Annotated in this window: 19 protein-coding genes, 1 pseudogene and 2 riboswitches; of the genes and pseudogenes, 12 read left to right on the top strand and 8 right to left on the bottom strand. The window is 74.2% G+C overall.

Annotated features, from left to right (window positions below; genetic code table 11):
- Positions 1 to 48 precede the first annotated feature (48 nt).
- The 3 genes from cobG to ACFWR9_RS23200 are packed head-to-tail and all read left to right on the top strand — an operon-like array spanning position 49 to position 3523.
- Positions 49 to 1362 carry a precorrin-3B synthase gene (gene cobG / locus ACFWR9_RS23210; RefSeq protein WP_383845313.1) on the top strand — a complete coding sequence of 438 codons (1314 nt, stop codon included), beginning with the start codon at positions 49 to 51 and terminating at the stop codon, positions 1360 to 1362.
- Positions 1359 to 2030, top strand: coding sequence for a precorrin-8X methylmutase (locus ACFWR9_RS23205; protein WP_383845245.1), 672 nt, complete (start codon positions 1359 to 1361; stop codon positions 2028 to 2030). Before cobG ends, ACFWR9_RS23205 begins: the two co-directional genes overlap by 4 nt.
- Entirely contained in the window at positions 2027 to 3523 is a 1497-nt protein-coding gene (locus ACFWR9_RS23200) for a precorrin-2 C(20)-methyltransferase (RefSeq protein WP_383845243.1), read from the top strand. Before ACFWR9_RS23205 ends, ACFWR9_RS23200 begins: the two co-directional genes overlap by 4 nt.
- Here ACFWR9_RS23200 and ACFWR9_RS23195 read toward each other — a convergent pair.
- A complete protein-coding gene (locus tag ACFWR9_RS23195) occupies positions 3508 to 4293 on the bottom strand; it encodes a cobalt-precorrin-6A reductase (protein ID WP_383845241.1) in 786 nt (261 codons plus the stop codon). The two genes, ACFWR9_RS23200 and ACFWR9_RS23195, sit on opposite strands and share 16 nt — an antisense overlap.
- 59 nt (positions 4294 to 4352) lie before the next feature.
- Between ACFWR9_RS23195 and ACFWR9_RS23190 the strand changes: the two genes are divergently transcribed.
- A complete protein-coding gene (locus ACFWR9_RS23190) occupies positions 4353 to 5471 on the top strand; it encodes a cobalt-precorrin-5B (C(1))-methyltransferase (RefSeq protein WP_383845239.1) in 1119 nt (372 codons plus the stop codon).
- Between the two features lie 15 nt (positions 5472 to 5486).
- On the opposite strand, the gene ACFWR9_RS23185 is transcribed toward ACFWR9_RS23190, so the two are convergent.
- Genes ACFWR9_RS23185 through cbiE form a run of 3 tightly spaced genes read right to left on the bottom strand, consistent with a single transcriptional unit; the run spans position 5487 to position 7859 of the window.
- Positions 5487 to 5870 carry a glyoxalase superfamily protein gene (locus tag ACFWR9_RS23185; protein ID WP_383845237.1) on the bottom strand — a complete coding sequence of 128 codons (384 nt, stop codon included), beginning with the start codon at positions 5868 to 5870 and terminating at the stop codon, positions 5487 to 5489.
- Positions 5860 to 6609, bottom strand: coding sequence for a precorrin-4 C(11)-methyltransferase (gene cobM / locus ACFWR9_RS23180; RefSeq protein ID WP_383845235.1), 750 nt, complete (start codon positions 6607 to 6609; stop codon positions 5860 to 5862). Before cobM ends, ACFWR9_RS23185 begins: the two co-directional genes overlap by 11 nt.
- The gene (gene cbiE, locus ACFWR9_RS23175; RefSeq protein ID WP_383845233.1) at positions 6606 to 7859 is read right to left on the bottom strand and encodes a precorrin-6y C5,15-methyltransferase (decarboxylating) subunit CbiE; all 1254 of its coding nucleotides are present in this window, start codon (positions 7857 to 7859) and stop codon (positions 6606 to 6608) included. Before cbiE ends, cobM begins: the two co-directional genes overlap by 4 nt.
- A 197-nt stretch (positions 7860 to 8056) precedes the next feature.
- Here cbiE and ACFWR9_RS23170 point away from each other — a divergent pair.
- Positions 8057 to 8447 (top strand): annotated as a pseudogene (locus ACFWR9_RS23170) (GNAT family N-acetyltransferase); the annotation flags it as partial.
- A gap of 36 nt (positions 8448 to 8483) precedes the next feature.
- Entirely contained in the window at positions 8484 to 11132 is a 2649-nt protein-coding gene (locus tag ACFWR9_RS23165; protein WP_383845231.1) for a SpoIIE family protein phosphatase, read from the top strand.
- Between the two features lie 9 nt (positions 11133 to 11141).
- On the opposite strand, the gene ACFWR9_RS23160 is transcribed toward ACFWR9_RS23165, so the two are convergent.
- Positions 11142 to 11828, bottom strand: coding sequence for a (2Fe-2S)-binding protein (locus ACFWR9_RS23160; protein WP_383845230.1), 687 nt, complete (start codon positions 11826 to 11828; stop codon positions 11142 to 11144).
- 33 nt (positions 11829 to 11861) lie between these two features.
- Positions 11862 to 12257 carry a (2Fe-2S) ferredoxin domain-containing protein gene (locus ACFWR9_RS23155; protein WP_383845228.1) on the bottom strand — a complete coding sequence of 132 codons (396 nt, stop codon included), beginning with the start codon at positions 12255 to 12257 and terminating at the stop codon, positions 11862 to 11864.
- Positions 12258 to 12319: 62 nt separating this feature from the next.
- Positions 12320 to 12444: riboswitch (cobalamin riboswitch) on the bottom strand.
- Positions 12445 to 12568: 124 nt separating this feature from the next.
- Positions 12569 to 12751: riboswitch (cobalamin riboswitch) on the top strand.
- A 37-nt stretch (positions 12752 to 12788) separates the two neighbouring features.
- On the opposite strand from ACFWR9_RS23155, the gene ACFWR9_RS23150 reads away from it, so the two are divergent.
- The 3 genes from ACFWR9_RS23150 to ACFWR9_RS23140 are packed head-to-tail and all read left to right on the top strand — an operon-like array spanning position 12789 to position 15726.
- Positions 12789 to 13814: an ABC transporter substrate-binding protein gene (locus tag ACFWR9_RS23150; RefSeq protein ID WP_383845311.1), complete on the top strand. Its 1026-nt coding sequence runs from the start codon at positions 12789 to 12791 to the stop codon at positions 13812 to 13814.
- Entirely contained in the window at positions 13811 to 14917 is a 1107-nt protein-coding gene (locus ACFWR9_RS23145) for a FecCD family ABC transporter permease (RefSeq protein WP_383845227.1), read from the top strand. Before ACFWR9_RS23150 ends, ACFWR9_RS23145 begins: the two co-directional genes overlap by 4 nt.
- Entirely contained in the window at positions 14914 to 15726 is an 813-nt protein-coding gene (locus ACFWR9_RS23140; protein ID WP_383845225.1) for an ABC transporter ATP-binding protein, read from the top strand. The genes ACFWR9_RS23145 and ACFWR9_RS23140 overlap by 4 nt, the downstream gene beginning before the upstream one ends.
- Before the next feature lie 30 nt (positions 15727 to 15756).
- On the opposite strand, the gene ACFWR9_RS23135 is transcribed toward ACFWR9_RS23140, so the two are convergent.
- Positions 15757 to 16170, bottom strand: coding sequence for a DUF4190 domain-containing protein (locus ACFWR9_RS23135; protein WP_383845223.1), 414 nt, complete (start codon positions 16168 to 16170; stop codon positions 15757 to 15759).
- Between the two features lie 188 nt (positions 16171 to 16358).
- Here ACFWR9_RS23135 and ACFWR9_RS23130 point away from each other — a divergent pair, with 188 nt between their 5' ends.
- From ACFWR9_RS23130 to ACFWR9_RS23120, 3 genes are all read left to right on the top strand, one after another.
- Entirely contained in the window at positions 16359 to 18374 is a 2016-nt protein-coding gene (locus ACFWR9_RS23130) for an ATP-binding protein (protein WP_383845221.1), read from the top strand.
- Positions 18375 to 18563: 189 nt separating this feature from the next.
- Complete coding sequence (gene sigK, locus ACFWR9_RS23125; RefSeq protein ID WP_383845219.1) at positions 18564 to 19175, top strand: ECF RNA polymerase sigma factor SigK; 612 nt, start codon at positions 18564 to 18566, stop codon at positions 19173 to 19175.
- The gene (locus tag ACFWR9_RS23120; protein ID WP_383845217.1) at positions 19172 to 19948 is read left to right on the top strand and encodes an anti-sigma factor domain-containing protein; all 777 of its coding nucleotides are present in this window, start codon (positions 19172 to 19174) and stop codon (positions 19946 to 19948) included. The genes sigK and ACFWR9_RS23120 overlap by 4 nt, the downstream gene beginning before the upstream one ends.
- On the opposite strand, the gene sbnA is transcribed toward ACFWR9_RS23120, so the two are convergent.
- Entirely contained in the window at positions 19929 to 20963 is a 1035-nt protein-coding gene (gene sbnA, locus ACFWR9_RS23115; protein ID WP_383845215.1) for a 2,3-diaminopropionate biosynthesis protein SbnA, read from the bottom strand. The two genes, ACFWR9_RS23120 and sbnA, sit on opposite strands and share 20 nt — an antisense overlap.
- Positions 20964 to 20988 lie beyond the last annotated feature (25 nt).

Raw genomic sequence — 20988 nt, 5'->3', positions numbered from 1 at the left:
AGGGTCCCGCCGGGAAGGGCGGCAGGTGCCACCGGTGTGACGGTCGGTATGCTCGCGGCCATGTCCTCGGCACTCCCTTCCATATCCTCCCAGGCCACAGCGGTCTCACGGGACCGTGGTGACGCCTGCCCGGGGACGCTGCGGCTGCACGCCGCCGACGACGGTGCCCTCGCCCGCGTACGGATACCCGGCGGGGCCCTGGGCGTCGTTCAGGCCGAGGCGCTGGCCGACGCCGCCCGGCGGCTGGGCGACGGGGAGCTTCATCTGACGTCCCGGGGCAACGTGCAGCTGCGGGGGCTGCGCGACGGCTGCGGCGGGGAGCTGGCCGGGCTGCTGGACGCGGCCGGGCTGCTGCCCTCGCCGGGGCACGAACGGGTGCGCAACATCGTCGCCTCGCCGCTGTCCGGCCTCGACGGGCACGGTCCGCGGGACGTACGGCCGTGGCTGTCGGCCCTGGACGCGGCGTTGTGCGCGAGCGAACGGGCGCGGGAGCTGTCGGGCCGGTTCCTGTTCGCGCTCGACGACGGCCGCGGGGACGTGGCCGGACTCGGCGCCGACGTCACCGTGCGGGCGACCGGCGGCGATGCGGCGCAGGTCGCGCTGCACTCGGTGGACGCGGCCTGGCGGGTGGCCGCGGACGAGGCGTCCCGGGCGGCGCTGCTGGCGGCCGAGGCATTCCTCGACGTCGCCCGCGAGTCCGGGGAGCGGGTGTGGCGGGTGGACGAACTCGCCGTACCGGCCCATGTCCTGACGCGGGCGGTGGACCGCCGTCTGTCCGAGGCGGGAGTCGGCCACGTCAAGGAGCGGCCGGCCACCACACGCGCGGACGGGCCTCCTCCCGGGCTCCTCGGGGACGCCCTGTGCGCGCACGTGCCGCTGGGCCGTCTCACCGGCCCGCAGTGGCGGGAGTTGACGCACGTCGCCGCTCTGACGCCGGACGCCGAACTGCGGTTGACACCGTGGCGCGGCGTCGTCGTACCAGTCGGGGGCCTGAGCGCATCGGACACCGCCGCCGCCCTCGACCGCCTCCGTGCCGTCGGTCTCGTCACCGACGCCTCCTCCCCCTGGCCGCGCGTCGGCGCCTGCATCGGCCGCCCGGGGTGCGGGAGGTCGCACGCCGACGTACGGGCCGACGCGGCCGGCACCCTGCCCGCCGCGGGCCGGTCCCCGCTCCCCTTGTACTGGTCCGGCTGCGAACGCCGTTGCGGCCACCCGCGCGGCGACCGGATCGACCTGGTCGCCGTCCCCGAGGGGGGCTACCGCCTCACCGCCACCGCCGGCCCCCCGGACGGGCCGGCGCGCACCACGGTCCTGACGGACCCCTCCGATCTCGCCACCGCACTGGCGGCGATCACTCCATGAGCCGTACGACGACCGAGAGCAGCGGGAAGAACACCGTGACCACCCACGCATACGAGAAGGACGGAGCGGCCATCTACCGCCAGTCCTTCGCCACGATCCGGGCGGAGGCGGACCTCACGGGCCTGCCCGCCGACGTCAGCCGGGTCGCCGTCCGGATGATCCACGCCTGCGGCATGGTCGACCTCGTGCGCGACATCGGCCACACGCCCACGGTGGTGGCCCGCGCCCGCGAGGCCCTGCTGGCCGGTGCGCCGATCCTCTGCGACGTGCAGATGGTGGCCAGCGGTGTGACCCGCAAGCGGCTGCCCGCGGACAACGAGGTGCTGTGCACCCTCTCCGACCCGGCCGTCCCGGGGCTGGCGGCGGAGCTGGGCACCACGCGCAGCGCCGCCGCGCTGGAGCTGTGGCGCGACCGCCTTGAGGGCTCCGTGGTCGCCGTCGGCAACGCGCCCACCGCCCTCTTCCGGCTCCTGGAGATGATCGAGGAGGGGGCGCCGAGGCCCGCGGCCGTCATCGGTGTGCCCGTCGGCTTCATCGGTGCCGCCGAGTCCAAGGAGGCCCTGGCGGCCCACCCCTCGGGCCTGGAGCACCTGGTCGTCCGGGGCCGTCGCGGAGGCAGCGCCATCGCCGCCGCCGCACTCAACGCGATCGCGAGCGAGGAAGAATGAGCGGCAAGCTGTACGGGGTCGGGCTCGGACCCGGCGACCCGTCCCTGATGACCGTGCGCGCGGTCGAGGCCATCGCCGAGGCGGACGTGATCGCGTATCACAGCGCCCGGCACGGACGGTCCATCGCCCGCTCCATCGCGGAGCGGCACCTGCGCGCCGACCACGTCGAGGAACGGCTGGTCTACCCGCTCACCGTCGAGACCACCGACCACCCGGGCGGCTACCAGGGCGCCATGGACGACTTCTACGCCGAGGCGTCGGCGCGGCTCGCCGCCCACCTCGACGCGGGCCGCACGGTCGCCGTCCTCGCGGAGGGCGACCCGCTCTTCTACGGCTCCTACATGCACATGCACAAGCGGCTCGCCGACCGGTACGACACCGAGGTGATCCCCGGTGTGACGTCCGTGTCCGCCGCCGCGGCCCGTCTGGGCACGCCGCTCGTCGAGGGTGAGGAGGTGCTGACCATCCTGCCGGGCACGTTGCCCGAGGAGGAGCTGACGGCCCGGCTCGCCTCGACGGACGCGGCCGTGGTGATGAAGCTGGGCCGTACCTTCCCCAAGGTGCGCCGCGCGCTGGAGGGTTCGGGACGGCTGGGGGCGGCCCGGTACGTGGAACGGGCCACGATGGCGGGAGAGCGTCTCGCGGACCTGGCCGACGTGGAGGCCGGCTCGGTGCCCTATTTCTCGGTGGCGGTGCTGCCGAGCCAGGTGGACGCCGAGCCGCCGGTGCCGGAGCCGGGTGCCGTCGGGGAGGTCGTGGTCGTCGGGACCGGGCCGGCCGGGCCGTTGTGGCTGACGCCCGAGACCCGCGGCGCGCTCGCCGCCGCCGACGACCTGGTCGGCTACACCACCTACCTGGACCGCATCCCGGTCCGTGCCGGTCAGCGGCGCCACGGTTCGGACAACAAGGTGGAGGCCGAGCGCGCGGAGTTCGCGCTGGGGCTCGCCCGGCGGGGACGCCGGGTCGCGGTCGTCTCCGGCGGCGACCCCGGGGTCTTCGCCATGGCCACGGCCGTGCTGGAGGCCGCCTCGGCCGAGGAGCACGCGGACGTTCCGGTGCGGGTGCTGCCCGGGGTGACGGCCGCCAATGCCGCCGCGGCCCGCGCGGGGGCGCCGCTCGGCCACGACTACGCCGCCCTGTCGCTGTCCGACCGGCTCAAGCCGTGGGAGGTCATCGCCGGGCGGCTGCGGGCCGCGGCCGGCGCCGACCTGGTGCTGGCGCTGTACAACCCCGGTTCCGGCAGCCGGACCTGGCAGGTCGGCAAGGCCCGCGAACTGCTCCTCGAACACCGGGCGCCGGACACGCCCGTCGTGGTCGCGCGGGATGTGGGCGGTTCCGGCGAGCGGGTGCGGATCGTGCGGCTGGCGGACCTGGATCCGGCCGAGGTCGACATGCGCACGATCCTGCTGGTCGGCTCGTCCCAGACCCGGGTGGTACGGCGCGGCGACGGCGAAGAGGTCGTGTGGACGCCCCGCCGCTACCCGGAGACGTGAGGGGCGCCGCCCGTGGGCCGGCGCCTCGCGGGTGCCTCCCGGACCCACCGCGCCGCCTCCCGGGGCCCGCTCACGACCGGCACACCCTCGGGCACCGACGGCCGGCGCACCACGACCACCGGCACCCCGGCCTCACGGGCGGCCGCCAGCTTCGGCGCGGTGGCCTCTCCCCCGCTGTCCTTGGTGACCAGGACGTCGATCCGGTGCCGGCGCAGCAGCTCGCGTTCCCCGTCGAGCGTGAAGGGGCCGCGGTCGAGCAGTACTTCCATGCGGGGCGGACACGGGCCGTCGGGCGCGTCGACCGACCGCACGAGGAACCACAGGTCGCGCAGACCGGCGAAGGCGGCCAGTCCCGTGCGGCCGGTGGTGAGGAACACCCGCGCGCCGAGTGCGGGGAGCAGCGTGGCGGCCTCCGCCAGGGAGCCGGCCTCGTGCCAGTCGTCCCCGGCGACCGGCGCCCAGCCGGGGCGGCGCAGGGCGAGCAGGGGTACCCGGGCGGTGGCGGCGGCGCGGGCGGCGTTGAAGCTGATGGTGCCGGCGAACGGGTGGGTGGCGTCGATGAGCAGGTCGACGGTGTGCGCGCCGAGCCAGGCGGCGAGTCCTTCGGCTCCGCCGAAGCCGCCGACGCGCACCTCGCCGGGTGGCGTCCTGGGCGCGGCCACCCGTCCGGCCAGGGAGTTCGTCACACGGAGCCCCGGCAGGGGTTCGGCCGCGAGAAGTTCGGCGAGCCTGCGGGCCTCCGTGGTGCCGCCGAGGATCAGTACGTGCACGGCAGAGTCGTTCCCTTTCTACGGTTTCGTCCTTTGCGTGGGACACGAGTGAGCGGGGCATGAGCGTCGAGGCCGCGGGCGGTCGCGGCGCCCAACTCAAGCACACCGGTCTGCGTCCCGGCTGGACCACGGGTGCCTGCGCGACCGCGGCGACGACCGCCGCGTACACCGCGCTGCTCGCCGGTGACTTCCCCGACCCGGTGACGATCACCCTGCCCAGGGGGCAGACCCCGTCCTTCGTCCTGGCGGCCGAGGAGCTGGCGGACGGATACGCGATGGCGGGGGTCGTGAAGGACGCCGGGGACGATCCGGACGTCACGCACGGGGCGCTGGTCCGGGCGACGGTACGGCGGCTGCCCGCCGGGGCCGGAGTCGTCTTCCGGGCGGGTCCTGGCGTGGGCACGGTCACCCGCCCCGGCCTCCCCCTGCCCGTCGGTGAACCGGCCGTCAACCCCGTGCCCCGGCAGCTGATGCGCGACCACGTCGCGCGCGTCGCCGAGCGGTACGGCGGCAGCGGCGACGTCGAGATCACCGTCTCCGTCGACGACGGCGAGGAGATCGCCCGCTCCACCTGGAACCCCCGGCTCGGCATCCTCGGCGGCCTCTCCGTCCTCGGCACCACCGGGATCGTCGTGCCGTACTCGTGCTCGGCTTGGATCGACTCGATCCGGCGGGGGGTGGACGTGGCCCGTGCGGCGGGCCGTACGCATGTCGCGGGGTGCACCGGCTCCACCTCGGAGCGGACGGTCGTCGAGGAGTACGGGCTGCCCGAGGACGCGCTGCTGGACATGGGCGACTTCGCGGGGGCGGTACTGAAGTACGTCCGCCGTCATCCCGTGGACCGCCTGACCGTGTGCGGCGGCTTCGCGAAGCTCTCCAAGCTCGCCGCCGGCCACCTCGACCTGCACTCCGCCCGCTCACAGGTCGACAAGGGCTTCCTCGCCGGGCTCGCCCGGCGCGGCGGCGCCGACGAGGCCCTGGTCGCCGAGGTGGCGGGGGCCAACACCGGGCTCGCCGCCCTCCAGCTGTGCCGGGCGGCCGGGGTTCCGCTGGGCGACCTGGTGGCGAGGGCGGCCCGCGACCAGTCGCTGGCCGTGCTGCGCGGGGCGCCGGTCGCGGTCGACGTGATCTGCGTCGACCGCGCGGGGACGGTGGTGGGCCGCAGCGGGGTGGCCTGAGTCGCGGCCCTGGAACTAGCCGTCCTCGGGGCTGGTCTCGTCCCTGGCCGGGCCCACCCGGAGGCGGTTGCCGTCCGGGTCCCGGAGGGCGAGTTCCCGTCCCCAGGGCTCCTCCTCGGGCACGACGCCGAACTCGGCGGCGACCGCGTCGAGGTCGGTGACCCGCAGGTACACCAGGGTGTCCGGGCGCGCGTCGCCCTCGTGCTCCGACAGATAGAGCCGGACCCGCCCGCGGGCGACCTCCGTGAAGACGGGGAATCCCGGTTCGAAGCGGTGCTCCCACTGCTGGACGAAGCCCAGCCGCGTGTACCACCGCACCGCCGCCGCGGCCTCGCGCACCCGCAGGATCGGGATGACCTCTTCAGCCGATTCGGCGGATTCGGCGGATTCAGCAGACATGCCGTTCCCTCTCCGTCGAGTACAGGTGGCTGTCGCGGAACTGCTCCGCGCCGAGCGTCCGCCCGACCATGATGACGGCCGTGCGCAGCACCCCCGCGTCCTTCACCTTCCCGGCGATCTCGTCGAGCGTGCCGCGGATGACCAGCTCGTCGGGGCGGGAGGCGTAGGCGACGACGGCGGCGGGGCAGTCGGCGCCGTAGTGCGGCAGCAGTTCGCCGACCACGCGGTCCACGTACCGGGCGGCCAGGTGCAGCACGATCAGTGCGCCGCTGCGGCCGAGGGTGGCGAGGTCCTCGCCCTCGGGCATGGGGGTGGCCTGCTGGGCGACGCGGGTGAGGATGACGGTCTGCCCGACCGTCGGTACGGTCAGCTCCCGCTTCAGCGCGGCCGCCGCGGCGGCGAAGGCCGGCACGCCCGGGACCACCTCGTACGGCACCCCGGCCGCGTCCAGGCGTCGCATCTGCTCCGCGACCGCGCTGAACACGGACGGGTCTCCGGAGTGCAGCCGGGCCACGTCGTGGCCCTCCTCGTGCGCGCGGACCAGCTCGGCCGTGATCTCGTCCAGGGTGAGCTGCGCGGTGTCCACCAGCCTCGCGTCCGTGGGGCACTCCGCGAGCAGTTCGCGCGGCACCAGGCTGCCCGCGTACAGGCAGACCCGGCAGGCGGCGAGCGTCCGGGCGCCGCGCACCGTGATCAGGTCGGCGGCGCCGGGGCCGGCACCGATGAAGTACACGGTCATGTGTCTGCTCCTGCGGGTGGTTCGACGGTCTTCTCCACGGCCCACTGGGTCACCGGCATCGCCTGCCGCCACCCGGTGAAGCCGCCCACGGGGACGGCGTGCGCCACGGCCAGGCGGACCAGTTCGCCGCCGTGGCGGCGGTGGGCGTCGGCCAGCAGTGCCTCGGATTCCAGCGTCACGGTGTTGGCCACCATGCGGCCGCCGTCCGGCAGCGCGTCCCAGCAGGCGGCCAGCAGTCCGGGGGCGGTGAGGCCGCCGCCGACGAACACCGCGTCCGGCCGGGGCAGCCCGGCCAGCGCCTCGGGGGCGGCACCGGTCACCACCTGGAGGCCGGGCACGCCGAGCCGTTCGGCGTTGCGGGTGATGCGCTCGGCGCGGGCGGGGTCGCGTTCGACGGTGATCGCCCGGCAGGCGGGATGCGTACGCATCCACTCGACGGCGATCGAGCCGGAGCCGCCGCCGACGTCCCACAGCAGTTCGCCGGGGGCGGGGGCGAGGGCGCCGAGCGTGGCGGCCCGAATGTGCCGTTTGGTGAGCTGCCCGTCGTGCTCGTAGGCCGCGTCCGGCAGGCCCGGCACCGCGCCCAGACGCAGGGCGTCCGGGGCCCGGCGGCACTCGACGGCGACGATGTTGAGGGGGTCGCCAGGCGGATGGGGCCAGTCGTCGGCGGTGGCCGGCGTCGTCGTGCGCTCCTTCGCGCCGCCGAGCTGTTCCAGCACCCGCATCCGGCTCGGACCGAAGCCGCGGTCCCTGAGCAGGGCGGCGACGTCGTCGGGGGTGGTGGCGTCCGCGCTGAGCACGAGGAGGCGCCGGCCGTCGTGCAGGGCGGCGGCGAGGCGGGCCGCGGGCCGTCCCACGAGCGTGACGACCTCGACGTCCTCCACGGGCCAGCCGAGGCGGGCGCAGGCGTGGGAGACGGACGAGGGGTGCGGCAGGACGCGCACGGCGCCGGGCCCGAGTTCTTCGGTGAGGGCGCGGCCGATGCCGTAGAACATGGGGTCCCCGCTGGCCAGTACGGCGATCCGGCGGCCGGCGTGCGCGGCGAGGAGGGCGGGGACCGCCGGCCGCAGCGGGGAGGGCCAGGCGACCCGTTCCCCGGCGTACTCCGGGGGCAGCAGGTCGAGTTGGCGTGCGCCGCCGATCACGACGTCCGCGTCGAGCAGGGTCCCTCGCGCGGAGTCCACGAGCCCTTCCCAGCCGTCGGCGCCGATCCCGACGACGGCCGGTGCGGGGGTCTGGGCGGTGGTCACTGCTGAGTACCTCGGGGTCCGGGAGACGCGGAAGACGCGCTCTGTCGAAGACGCACTCTACGGGGCGCCCACCTGCGCAGGGCCGCTCGGGTACACATCGCCCCATTCTTCCGCTGCCGGTGACCGCCTGATGACCTCCGGCATCCGGGTCCACCGCGGTACCGGGCTGCTCGCGCACACCGGCGCGCTGCGTGCGGTGGACGACCCCGGCGTCGTTCCCCGCCGACCGCTGCCACCCGCAGGCCGCCGCCGGCCTCGACGCCGACCGCACCGCCGACTGGTTGTGCGGCGCCCGGGAGATCGACGAACTGGCCGTCCGCCAAGCGGACCGCGGCGCCGGTCTCGCGGGTGACCTGCTCGACGCGGTGACCGAGGACGCGCCCGGGGGGACGCGCCTGGCTGCTGACGTCGGTCCGCAACGGACGGGCCGTCGCCTTCTACCGCCGCCGGGGCTGGACCCAGGTCACCCACCCCTCCCCCGACGGCCGGGGCGTCGTCGTCTTCCTCGGCCCGCGCCATCCCGCCCGGTCCTTGGCGCCGCTTCCCCTCCGAGCCTCCTGGTCACGCATCGGCCCCGGCGTGGCCTGACTGGTCGCACCTGCGTCAATGATGAAAACTGACGCTATGGACCGCTTGCCACGGCGGAGCATCGCCGGCCAGGTCTTTCTGCTGCAGGTCGGCACAACGCTGCTGCTCATCGTCACCGCGGTGGTGTTCCTGGTGTTCCAGGCGCAGCGCGACAGCACCGACGACGCCCGCCGCACCGCCCTGGGCGTCGCGGAGGCCTTCGCCACGGCTCCGGGCACGGCGACGGCACTCACCGGAACCGACCCCACCGCCGTACTCCAGCCCCGTACCGAAGCCGTCGGCAAGTCCTCCGGCGTCGACTACGTCGTGGTCTTCGACGACGAGGGAATCCGCTTCACCCACCCCGACCCGGCACTGATCGGGAAGCGCGTCGTCGGCCCACCGGGACTGCTGGACGAGGTCTTCGGCGGCCGGTCGGTCACCCGGACGTTCGACACGAGCGTGGGCCCGACGGTGAACGCCGACGTCCCCGTGCGGGCGGCGGACGGCCACGTGGTGGGCGGTGTGGCCGTCGGCATCACGATCACCAACGTCAACGAGTCGGCCCACCGCCAACTGCCCGCCCTGCTGGCCGCGGGCGCCGCCTCACTCGCGCTGGCCCTCGGCGCCGCGGCCCTGGTGAGCCGGCGGCTGCGGCGGCAGACCCACGGTCTCGGACCGGTCGAGATCACCCGCATGTACGAGCACCACGACGCGGTGCTGCACACCATCCGGGAGGGCGTGCTGATGGTCGACGGCGACCGCCTGGTACGCGCCAACGACGAGGCGCGGCGCCTCCTCGATCTCCCCGAGAAGTGCGAGGGTCTCCCCCTCGGCCGCCTCGGACTGGGCCCGGGGATCGTCGAGCTGCTCACCTCGGGCGACACCCGCACGGACGAGATGCACACGGCCGGGGACCGGCTCCTGGCGGTCAGCCTGCGCCGGGTGGAACGGGGCGGCGTGACCACGGGCTCCGTGGCCACGCTGCGGGACACCACCGAGCTGCACCGACAGCGGAGCAGGGCGGAGCGCGCCCACAAGCGGCTGGAACTCCTCTACCACGCGAGCGCCCGGATCGGCACCACACTGGACGTGGTGCGCACCGCCGAGGAGCTGGCCGAGGCGTCGACGCCCCGCTGCGCGGACTTCGTCACGGTCGAACTGCTGGACGCGGTGCGGCGCGGCGCGGAGCCCGCCCCGGGCGACCTGGTCATGCACCGTGTCGCCCTGCACGGCGTCCGTGACGACGTCCCGCTGATCCCGGTCGGCGAGGCGATCGCCTTCCGGCCCGGCACGCCCATCACGACCGGCCTCGCCTCCGGCCACGCGGCCCTCGTCGCCGACCTGCGCGCGGAGGAGGGCTGGCAGCGGCAGGATCCCGTCCGCGCGCCCAGGATCCTCGGCTACGGCATCCACTCGCTGATCTCCGTTCCGCTGCGCGCCCGGGGCATCGCGCTCGGAGTGGCCAACTTCTGGCGCGGTGCGGGCTCCGAGCCGTTCACGCGGGAGGACCTGTCCATCACCGAGGAACTGGCGTCGCGGGCCGCGGTCGCCATCGACAACGCGAGGCGCTTCCACCGCGAGCACACCGTCGCGGTGGCTCTGCAGCGCAGCCTGCTGCCGCACGGGCTGCCGGTGCAGAACGCCCTCGACGTCGCCTACCGCTACCTGCCGGCGCAGGCGGGCGTGGGCGGCGACTGGTTCGACGTGATCCCGCTGTCCGGCGCGCGGGTCGCCCTGGTGGTGGGCGACGTGGCCGGTCACGGGCTGCACGCCGCGGCCACCATGGGCCGGCTGCGGACCGCCGTGCAGAATTTCGCCGGTCTCGACATGGCTCCCGACGAACTCCTCGGCCACCTCGACGAACTGGTGGCCGGCCTCGACCGGGACCGCACCGACGCGAGCACCGGTACGGACATCGTCGGTGCCACCTGTCTCTACGCCGTCTACGACCCGGTCTCCGGTGACTGCACCATGGCCCGCGCCGGGCACCCGCCGCCGGCCGTCGTCCGCCCGGACGGCAGCGTGGACTTCCCCGAGCTGCCGCCCGGTCCTCCCCTGGGCCTCGGCGGCCTGCCCTTCGCTCCGGCCGAGTTCCGGCTCCCCGAGGGCAGTCGGCTCGTCCTGTTCACCAATGGACTGGTGACGGGCCGGGGCCGGGACATCGAGGCCGGCCTCGACCTGCTCCGCAGCCGGCTCGCCGACGCGGACCGGACACCGGACGAGACCTGTGCCGTGCTGCTGGACGCCCTGCTCCCCGACCGCCCCGACGACGACATCGTCCTCCTCGTGGCCCGTACCCGGGCCTTCCCGGCCGACCGGGTCGCCGAGTGGCACGTGCCGCGTGACCCGGCGGCCGTCGCCGGCGGCCGGGCCGATGCGACGCGCCAACTCACCGAGTGGGGCCTCGAAGAGACGGCGTTCATCACCGAGCTGATCCTCAGCGAGCTGGTCACCAACGCCATCCGGCACGCGGCCGAACCGGTGCGCGTCCGGCTGCTGCTCGACCACAGCCTGATCTGCGAGGTCTCCGACGGCAGCAGCACGGCGCCCCACCTGCGCATGGCCGCCACCACCGACGAGGGAGGCCGCGGCCTGTTCCTCGTCGCCCAGTGCGCCCGGCGCTGGGGCACTCGGTATCACGCGCAGGGCAAGGTCATCTGGACCGAACAGCCTCTGAACGCCCTCGACACCGAGGGCCGGTGACCGTCCCCGCTACCCGGCCAGGCAGCAGTCGCCGCACTTCGAGCCGTTCGGCGCGCGGTAGTAGAGACAGCAACTGCGGCGCCGGAACGTGAGATCCGGACCGGTGATCTCTCCGGTGCCCACGAGCCGTCCGGTGTTCAGCAGCTCGGTGGTGAGGCCGGTGAGCGGCTCGCGCAGTGCGGGGTGGGCCGTCAGCAGGGCGCGGGCCGCCTCGACGAGCGCCGAGGCCGCGTTGCCGTCCAGCAGTCGTGGGGCGACCTTGACGCGCAGCCCTTGGGCCAGCGCCTCCAGGTGCGCCGTCACCTGCTCGTACAGCGCGAGGGCCGGGGACGGCAGTGGGCCGGTGCGCAGACCGGCGGGGCGCGGCATGCGCAGGGCCGGTCCGTCGTCGGCCCGCTCCAGCCGGCTCAGGTCCGGGACGATCCCGTGCAGGAGTACGCAGGCCAGGGCGGGCGACCAGAGGCGGGCCGCGTGGCCGAGGTGGGCGATGGACACGCCGATCCGCGGTTCGCGCGCCCGGTGGCGGTGCGCGACGGCCTCGGCGAGGTCGGTGAAACCCCGCGAGTAGGAGAGGCCGAGCGGATGCCGGCCCGCGTCGCCGCCCCCGACGCGCAGGACGAAGAAGCCGCCGAGGGCGGCCACGTCGTGCAGGGCGGCGGTGACGTCGGCGGGCGATGCCTGGGCGTTTGCGGACACCGGGCGCTCCTCGTGCGGGTGGTGAACGCGGTATCAGGAGGCCGTAGGGCGTCGCGGGGGCGTGATGGCGTACAGGTCGAGGATGTCCGGTCGGGGTGCGACGCCGGGGCCTCCGGCGCGGACCCAGTCGGCGATGTCCTCTGTGGCGTCCGGGTCGTTGACCAGCCCCAGCCAGACGGGACGGGCGCCGGCGGCGCGGCCCGCCGCGGAGGGCTGGACGACGATCACGTTGGCCTGTTCGCACACGTCGAGGCAGTCCGACACCCGCACGGGCACCCGGGCCCGCAGACGCGCCGTCTGCGCCGCGTGGTCGACGCCGATGATCTTCGGGGTGCCGCAGCAGCAGTCCCGGCAGACGACGACCCGTGAGGGCGTCGGGTCCGCGGGTCCGGTGGGCGTCGCTTCGGCCGGGCTCGCTTCGGCGGGCATGCGGCATCGTCCCTCTCCCCGGGGAGATCCGCCCCGGTGGTCCGTCGAGGAGGCGACCGCGTGAGTCTCCTGGCTCTCGGGTCGTCGCTCGCCCCGCCCCTTCCCACCCGGTACGGGCAGTGGTCGTGTGGGGGCTCGCTCGCCGATCACAGTGGCGGGACCGCGCCGGAATCGCACCGGCTTCCTCGGGCCGCCGTCGCCCAATTGCTCCGGGCATCCTCGCATCCCGTCCCCGGAGCTGTCAGCGGGGCCCCGCCCCGTGGACGGGCACTACGTGCACGCTGAACACCCGTGCTTTGCGCCCGGCCCAAAGGAACGTAATATCGCCAGGTCATAGCCGCGACGGGAGACAGGAAGCCGGTGCGAATCCGGCACGGTCCCGCCACTGTGACCGGGCACAGCGTGCCCTCGACCTGCCCCCGCGCCCATCGGGCGGGCAGCCGGGGGCCGTCGGCCCGGGAGTCAGGACACTGGCCTGTCGCGGGCCCGATCCGAGGAGCGCGGACTCCCCAGGAGGCTTACGTGTCAGCCCTGTTCTCCCCTGCCCGACGCCGCCGGACGCTGCGCGGCACGGCCGCGGCGCTCGCCCTGTCGGCGGCCCTGGTGACCGCCGGGTGCGGCTCCTCCGACGAGGCCGGCGACGCCGGCCCGGACGGTCCGGCCTCGGCGTCCTCCCTCGCCGGTTTCCCCGTCACCATCGACAACTGCGGTGTGAGGACGACCTACGACAAGCCGCCGTCCCGGGTGGTCACCATCCACCAGCACCCCGCGGAGCTGATGCTCGCGCTCGGCCTGAAGGACCGCATGGTCGGCACCGCCTTCCCCGATTCGGCCGTCCTGCCCGAGCTGAAGAAGGACTACGAGGCGATACCCGAACTCGCCGAGCGGGAACCTTCGTTCGAGAAGATCCTCGACGCCGAGCCCGATCTCGTCTACGGCGGCTACGGCAGCGCCTTCGCCGAGAACGAGGGCCGCTCCCGCGAGGCGTTCGCCGACGCGGGCATCGACACCCACCTCAACCGCGAGTACTGCGATGAGAAGCGGGTGACGATGAAGGACACCTACGCCGAGATCCGCACCGTCGCGAGCGTCTTCGGCGTACCCGACCGGGCCGACAAGCTGATCGCCGACCTGAAGAGCCGCGTGGCCAAGGCGTCCGCCGCCGTGAAGGGCGAACCGGAGGTGCCGGTCTTCGTCTACGACAGCGGCGACAAGAGCGCCTTCACCGCGGGCGGCAAGGGCCTGGGCACCGACCTGATCCGGCTGGCCGGCGGCAAGAACGTCTTCGGCGACCTCGACGAGGTGTTCGGCGACGTCTCCTGGGAACAGGTCGTCGAGCGCAGGCCCGAGGTCATCGCCATCTACGACTACGCCGGAGCCGGCAGCGTCGAGCAGAAGAAGGAGTTCCTGCTCTCCCAGCCGGCCCTCGCCGACGTCCCCGCCGTCAGGAACAAGCGGTTCGTCGTCCTGCCGCTGACCGCGACCCTGGTCGGCATCCGGTCGGCGTACGCCGTCGGCGACCTCGCCCACGGACTGCACCCCGAGAGCTTCCGGTGACGGGCACCGCCACCGAGGCGGTCGCCGAACCGGACCCGTCGGCGCGGCCGCGCCGGGCGGGGCGTACGACCATGGCGGGAACGTCGCTCGCCCTTGCGGCCCTGCTGGTGGCCTCCGTGACGGCCGGCCTGGCCATCGGCTCGGTCCAGGTGCCGCCCGGCCAGGTCTGGGGGATCGTGACGCACGCCCTGGGCGCCGACTTCACCCAACCGGACTGGTCCCGCGCGCGGGAGACCATCGTCCTCGACGTACGAGCGCCGCGCGTCCTGCTGGGAGCGGTGACCGGTGCGGGTCTCGCGGTGGTCGGCACCGCCCTTCAGGCCCTCGTCCGCAACCCGCTCGCCGAGCCGTACCTGCTCGGCGTCTCCTCCGGCGCGTCCCTCGGGGCGGTCTCGGTCATCGTCTTCGGCGTCGGCTTCCTCGGGCCCCTGTCGCTGTCCGCCGCCGCGTTCGCCGGCGCCCTCGGCGCTCTGGTGATCGTGTACGCCACCGCCCGCACCGGCGGGCGCATCACCTCGACGCGCCTGGTCCTGTCCGGGGTGGCGATCGCGGCGGTGCTCACGGCCGTCCTCGACCTGCTGCTGCTCACCACCGACCGCGGCAACGAGGCCCGGGCGGTGCTCGCCTGGACCCTCGGCGGTCTCGGCGGCGTCAACTGGGAGACCCTGTGGCTGCCGGGTCTGGGGGTGCTGCTGGGCATCGGCGTGCTCCTGGTGCAGGCCCGCAACCTGAACCTGCTGCTGGCCGGTGAGGAGGCGGCGACGACGATGGGGCTGGACGTGGCCCGCTTCCGGGCCCGCATGTTCGTGCTGCTGTCCCTGGTCACCGGCGTACTCGTCGCCGCGTCCGGCCCGATCGGCTTCGTCGGGCTGATCCTCCCGCACGTGGTACGGCTGTTCGTCGGCGGCGACCACCGCCGGGTGCTGCCCACCGCCGCGCTCGCCGGAGCGGTCTTCCTGATCTGGGCCGACATCGCCGCACGCACCGTCGCCGCGCCCATGGAGATCCCGGTGGGCGTGCTCACCGCGCTGTGCGGCGGGCCGTTCTTCCTGTGGCTGATGCGCCGGGACGCCCGGCGCGGTACCGACCGAGGAGGGGCATGAGCGCCGCGACCGACCTGTCCGTCGAGGGCGTCACCCTCACCGCCGGAGCACGCCACCTGGTGCGCGACGTCTCCCTGACCGCCTCGGCGGGCGAGGTGATCGGCCTGGTCGGCCCCAACGGCAGCGGCAAGTCCAGCCTGCTGAGGGCCGTCTACCGCGTCCTGCGCCCGGACACCGGCACGGTCCGCGTCGACGGCGCCGACACCTGGTCGATGCCCGCGCGGCAACTCGCCCGCACGGTGGCGGCCGTGGTGCAGGACTCGGCTGCGGACTTCGACCTCGCCGTCCGGGAGGTCGTGGCCATGGGCCGCACGCCGCACAAGCGGATGCTGGCCGGGGACACGGCCGAGGACGCCGCCATCATCGACGACGCCCTCACCGCGGTGGACGCCGACCGGTTGGCCGACCGTCCCTTCGACCGGCTGTCGGGCGGCGAGCGCCAGCGGGTCCTCATCGCCCGTGCCCTCGCCCAGCGGCCGGCCCTGCTGGTCCTGGACGAGCCGACCAACCACCTCGACATCCGCCATCAGCTGGACGTCCTCGGCGTGCTGCGCCGGCTGCCGGCGACCGTGCTGCTCGCCCTGCACGACCTCAACCTCGCCGCGTACTACTGCGACCGCCTCCATGTCCTGCGCGAGGGGGAGGTCGTGGCCTCGGGCCCGCCGGCCGAGGTGCTCACGCCGTCGCTGCTCGCCGACGTGTACGGGGTCGTGGGAGAGGTGAGCGTTCATCCGCGTACGGGCGCGCCGCAGGTGACGTTCCTTCCCGGCGAGCTTCCGAGCGGTCTCATGACGGAAGGGCCGCGCTGACGCGGCGGGCATCGCCGCGAGCAGCCCCCGTCAGTTGTTCACGTCCTGCTCGAAGTCGTCGGCGCAGGCGTCTCGTTCGCTCTGCGAGTCGGCGTGCTGGACGCAGTCGTCGAAGTCCTTGAACTCGTCCGAGTTGAGGATCGACGCGCCGATCGCGATGATCACCACGGAGGCGATCAGACCGAGCACGCCGAGTACGGCGCCGACGATGGACATCCCACGGCGCGGCGCCCGTCCGCCGCGCGCCCTGCGTGCGCCGATGATGCCGAAGACCAGGGCCAGCAGACCGAGCAGGGCACCGCCGATGACGGTCCAGAAGAGCAGGACGGCCAGGATGCCGAGGACGAGGGCGGCGACCGCCATGCCGTTGGAGCGGTTCACGTCGGCGTCGTGGTGCGTCTGGTGGGCGTTGCCGGGAGTTCCGGGGTGTTCGGGGAACGACACGTCGTCACTCTCATCTCTGTTTCCGTTCCGGTGAGTTGCCGTAGGTGCCGGATGCCCCGATGTCGATGGCGGATGCCTTCGAGAACGGTTTCGGGCGTCCCCCGGTCGGGTGACGCGGCCGCGTGCGGCGGGTCGCTCCGTGGCCGAAGGTCTCCCCTGAACACGGACCGGCACGACAGACTGGGTACGTGCTGAGCAACCTCCCTGAGATACCGACCGGTTTCGTCGGCCGCGCCAACGAACTGGACCGCCTGGACGAGGCGCTGCGTGAGCCGCGCCTCGTCACCCTCACGGGGGTGGGCGGGGTCGGCAAGAGCCGGCTCGCCCTCCAGGCCGCGGACCGGGTGCACGACGCCGGCGGCCGGGCGGTCGCGTGGGCCGATCTCTGGCCGCTGCCCGACGACCGGCTGCTCACCGCCACGGTCGCGGACGCGCTCGACTTCTCCGACCACACGGCGATCGACCCGGTCGACGCGCTGGGCAGATGGCTCGCCGACCAGGAACGCCTGCTCGTCCTGGACTCCTGTGAGCACGTCACGAGCGGCTGCCGCGACCTGGTGGACCGGCTGCTCCGGGCCAGTCCGGGGCTGACGGTGCTGGCGACCAGCCGGGAGCCGCTCGGTCTGACCGGCGAACGGGTCATAGAGGTCGACCCGCTCCCCGCGGAGACGGACGCGGTGCAACTCCTGCGTGACCGGGCCGCCGCGCTCGGCGTCGCCCTGGACGGAACCACGGATCTGCTCGCCGCGGGCCGCCTGTGCCGGTGGCTGCAGGGCATCCCGCTCGCGGTCGAACTGGTGGCGGGACACCTGGCCGACCAGAACATCGGGGAGGTCGAGGAGGCGCTGCTCTCGCGCCTGGACATCGCCGCGGACCGGAGCGCCGGCCCGCCCCGGCACCGCGCGGTGCGCACCACCGTGGGCTGGAGCCACGAGCTGTGCACCCCGACCGAGCGCCTGCTGTGGGCCCGGCTGTCGGTCTTCCGCGGCCCGGTCGACGCCGACACCGTGCTCGCCGTGTGCGGCGGCGGCCCGCTCACCCCACCGCTGCTGGCGTCGGCACTGCAGGGCCTGGAGCGCAGGTCGGTCCTGACCGTGCGCGGCGGCCGCCACCGCATGCTCGACACCGTCCGCGAGTACGGGCGGATGTGGCTCGACGAACTGGGGGAAGCGCGGGAGGTGTCCGAGCGGCACGCCCGGTTCTTCCTGGACCAGGCGCGCCTCGCCGACGCGGGCTGGCTGGGCCCGGACCAGACCCGCTGGTACCGGTGGGTAGAGGACGCCCACGCCGATCTGTGCGCCGCGCTCGACCACTACCTCACCAGGCGCTCCGGCACCGCGGTCGAGCTGACCGGCCTGCTCGGGTTCTTCTGGAGCTGCTGCGGCCACCTCCCGGAGGCCGCCGACTATCTGGAGGACGCCCTCACCCTGCCCGAGGCAACCGGCCCGGCGCGGGTCCGGGCCCTGTGGGCGCTCGGCGTCGCCCAGGTCCTGCGCGGGGACATCCAGGTCGCGAGCCACCTGGCGGAGGCCTGCGGGCGTGAGGCCGAGCAGGCGGAGGACGCGGACGGCCTGCTGCGGTCGGCGTACCTGGTGGGCCTCATCCATCTGCTCACGGGGCGCCCCATGGCCGCCGGGCACACGGCCGACCTGACGCTGGCGCGGTCGGCGGGTGTCACGACCCCGGGCGCGATGATGTGCCGCCTCGTCCGGGTCTTCGCCCTCACCGGCCAGGGCTTCCTGGACCGGGCGCGGGAGGAGGCCGAGTCCCTGCGCGCGGACTGCGTCGCGCTCGGGGAATGGTGGACCCGCGCCTACACCGACTACCAGCTGGCCCTCATCTCGCTCTTCCAGGACCGTGCGCCACAAGCGGTCACGTACGCCCGTTCGATGCTGGACGGCAAGCGCCGCATCGGTGACGGCTTCGGGCTGGCGCTGGGCCTGGACGTGCTGGCGGCGGCGCTCGCGGCCGAGGGATCCGCCGAGCCCGCGGCGCAGGCCTACGCCGTCGGCGAGACCCTGTGGAGTTCGGTCGGGCACCCCCAGCGCGGCACGCCGGAGCTGGGCCCGGTGCGCGTCCACTACGAGAGCACCGTCCGCTCGGTGCTCGGCGACGAGGGGTACGAGACCGTGATGCTGCGCAACATGAGCCGCGAACCGGAGGAGGTGCTGGCCGAACTGCTGGGGTCGTCCACCCGGGAGTGACCTGGGGCGGCGAGTGCGGGCGATCGGCATCCAAGGGGGCGACGGCTACGAACCATGAGTGAGGGCCGTGCGGCCCCCCACACCTCCCGTCGTCCGGCAAGGAGGTGAACGCGTCAGGCAGACGGCTCCCGACCGCGTGCGCTCCCCGCTGGGATGCCCCAGTGTCGAGCAGAGCACGGAGGAGCGGCCATGGACGACGGAGCCGGAACGGGCGCGGAGAGCGACGGGCGGCCGGGCACGGAACGGTCATCCGGCGAGAGCCGGGTGGACGAGTTGCTCACCCGTGCCGCCGCCGGCGACGAACAGGCGTTCGCCGGGGTCTACGACACCCTGGCGCCGCCGGTGATGGGACTGGTCTTCCGGGTGCTGAGAGACGAGGCGCAGGCGGAGGAGGTGACCCAGGACGTGATGGTGGAGGTGTGGCGTACCGCCGACCGGTTCCGCCCGGAGCGGGGAGCCGCCCGGAACTGGGTGCTGACCCTCGCGCACCGGCGAGCCGTGGACCGGGTGCGGTCCGTGGTCTCCGGCCGGGCCCGTGAGCTGCGCACCGGCGCCGCGGAGCTGGACCGGCCCTTCGACGCCGTCGCCGAGGAGGTCGAGGAGCGGGAGGAGCACCGCACGGTCTTCCGCTGCCTGGAGAAGCTGTCCCGGCAACTGCGGCTGCCCCTGGTGCTGGCCTACTACGAGGGGCTGACCTACGCGGAGGTGGCCGATTCCCTCGCCATCCCGGCGGGCACCATCAAGTCACGGATGCGTCAGGGGCTGCGGCGCCTGCGCGAGTGTGTGGAGACGGGATCATGACTGTGGGCGGCGGCGACCCGCATCTCGACGTCGGTGCCTACACGCTGCACGCTCTGCCCCCCGACGAGGAGGCCGCCTTCGAGAACCACCTGGCGAGCTGCGCGGCCTGCCGGGAGGAGGCCGACGAACTGGCGGCGACGACGGCCCTGCTGGGCGCGGCCGAGCACCGGGCGCCGTCCCCGGAGGTGCGGCGGCGGGTGCTCGCGCAGATCGGAACCGTACGTCAGGAGCGCCGCGTCGCCCCTGACCATGCTCAGGCCGAGGCCGCCGCTCTCGCGGCACGGCGTCGGCGCAGAGGCCGACGCGCGCTGGGGTTCGCCCTCGCGGCGTCCGTCGCGGCGGCCGCGGCCCTCGGGGGGGTCGCCTGGTGGCAGCAGTCGGAAGCGGACACGGCCCGGGAACAGATCCACGAGGCCCGGGCCGGCGCCGACGCGCTCGCCGGTGTGCTGGCCGCCTCCGACGCCACCATCAGCACCGCGAAGCTGTCGGACGGCGCGACGGCGAGCGTGGTGTCCTCGCGCGCCGAGGGCGAGGCCGCGTTCATCGCGTCCGGCCTCCCACCGCTCAGCGGCGACCAGGTCTACGAACTCTGGTACGGGAAGGGGGCCGAGCACCGGCCGGCCGGTCTGCTGTCCGGCGCGGGCGGGGACCTGGCCCACGTGATGGAGGGGCCGCTCGGCGGGGCCACCACGGTCGGTATCACGGTGGAACCCGCCGGCGGATCACCACAGCCCACCACCACGCCTCTCGGCGTCATCTCCCTCCCCGCGTGACCCGCGAGGACGGCACGGACGGCAGGGACGTCAAGTACTCGGCACCGCCGGGCGGTCGCCCCGGGTCGAGGGCGTCGTCGCCGTAGAGGGCCTGTACCCAGTTGCTCTGGTAGACGGTGTCGAGGTAGCGCTCGCCGAGGTCCGGTGCGATGGCCACGGGGGTGAGGCCGGGTGTCCCGTGCCGGGCCAGCCAGCTCGCCGCGCCGCTGACCACGGTGCCGGTGGAACCGCCGAAGAGGAAACCGCGCCGCGCCAGAGCACGGCAGGTGCGGATGGTGTCCACCTCCTCGACGCGCACCACCTCGTCCACGTACGCCTCGTCGAGGAGCGGCGGCCGGGTGCTCATGCCCAGCCCCGGGATCATCCGGCGGCCCGGCGGGTCGCCGAAGATGGCGGAGCCCACACTGTCCACGGCGACGATCCGTACCGGCCGCTGCCAGGAGCGGAACCAGCGGGCGCATCCCATGAGGGTGCCGGTGGTCCCGACGCCGATGAACAGCACGTCCAGTCGCGGGAACCGGCGGGCGATGGCGGGAGCGGTCCGGAAGTAGTGGGCCCGCCAGTTGTCGGCGTTGGTGTACTGACTCAGCCAGACATAGCGCTCGTCCGCGGCGCACAGGGCGCGCACATGGGCCAGCCGTGCGCCCAGCAGGCCCCCGGCGGTGTGCTCGTCGGAGACGACGTGCACCTGGCTGCCCAGGGCTTCCATCATCAGCCGGGTGGTCAGGTTGCAGCGGGAGTCCGTCACGCAGACGAACCGGTATCCCTTGCTCGCCGCGATCATGCTCAGCGCCACGCCGAGATTGCCGGAGGAGGACTCCACCAGGATCGAGTCCCGGGTCAGGGTCCCGCCGCGCTCGGCGGACTCCACCATCTCGTTCGCGGCCTTCAGCTTGATCGAACCGGCGAAGTTGAAGCCTTCGCACTTCAGGAAGAGCGGGTGCCCGAGCATCGGTGCGAGGTCGACGTAGAGGTCCTCCTCGTTGAAGGCCTGAGGGGTGGTGATGACTGGCACGATGCTCTCCTCGGTATGACGGGTG

It is taken from the genome of Streptomyces sp. NPDC058534, assembly GCF_042717365.1.
Lineage (GTDB): Bacteria > Actinomycetota > Actinomycetes > Streptomycetales > Streptomycetaceae > Streptomyces.
The sequence above is the reverse complement of the archived record's forward strand: the minus strand, read 5'-3'. Positions and strand labels throughout refer to the sequence as shown.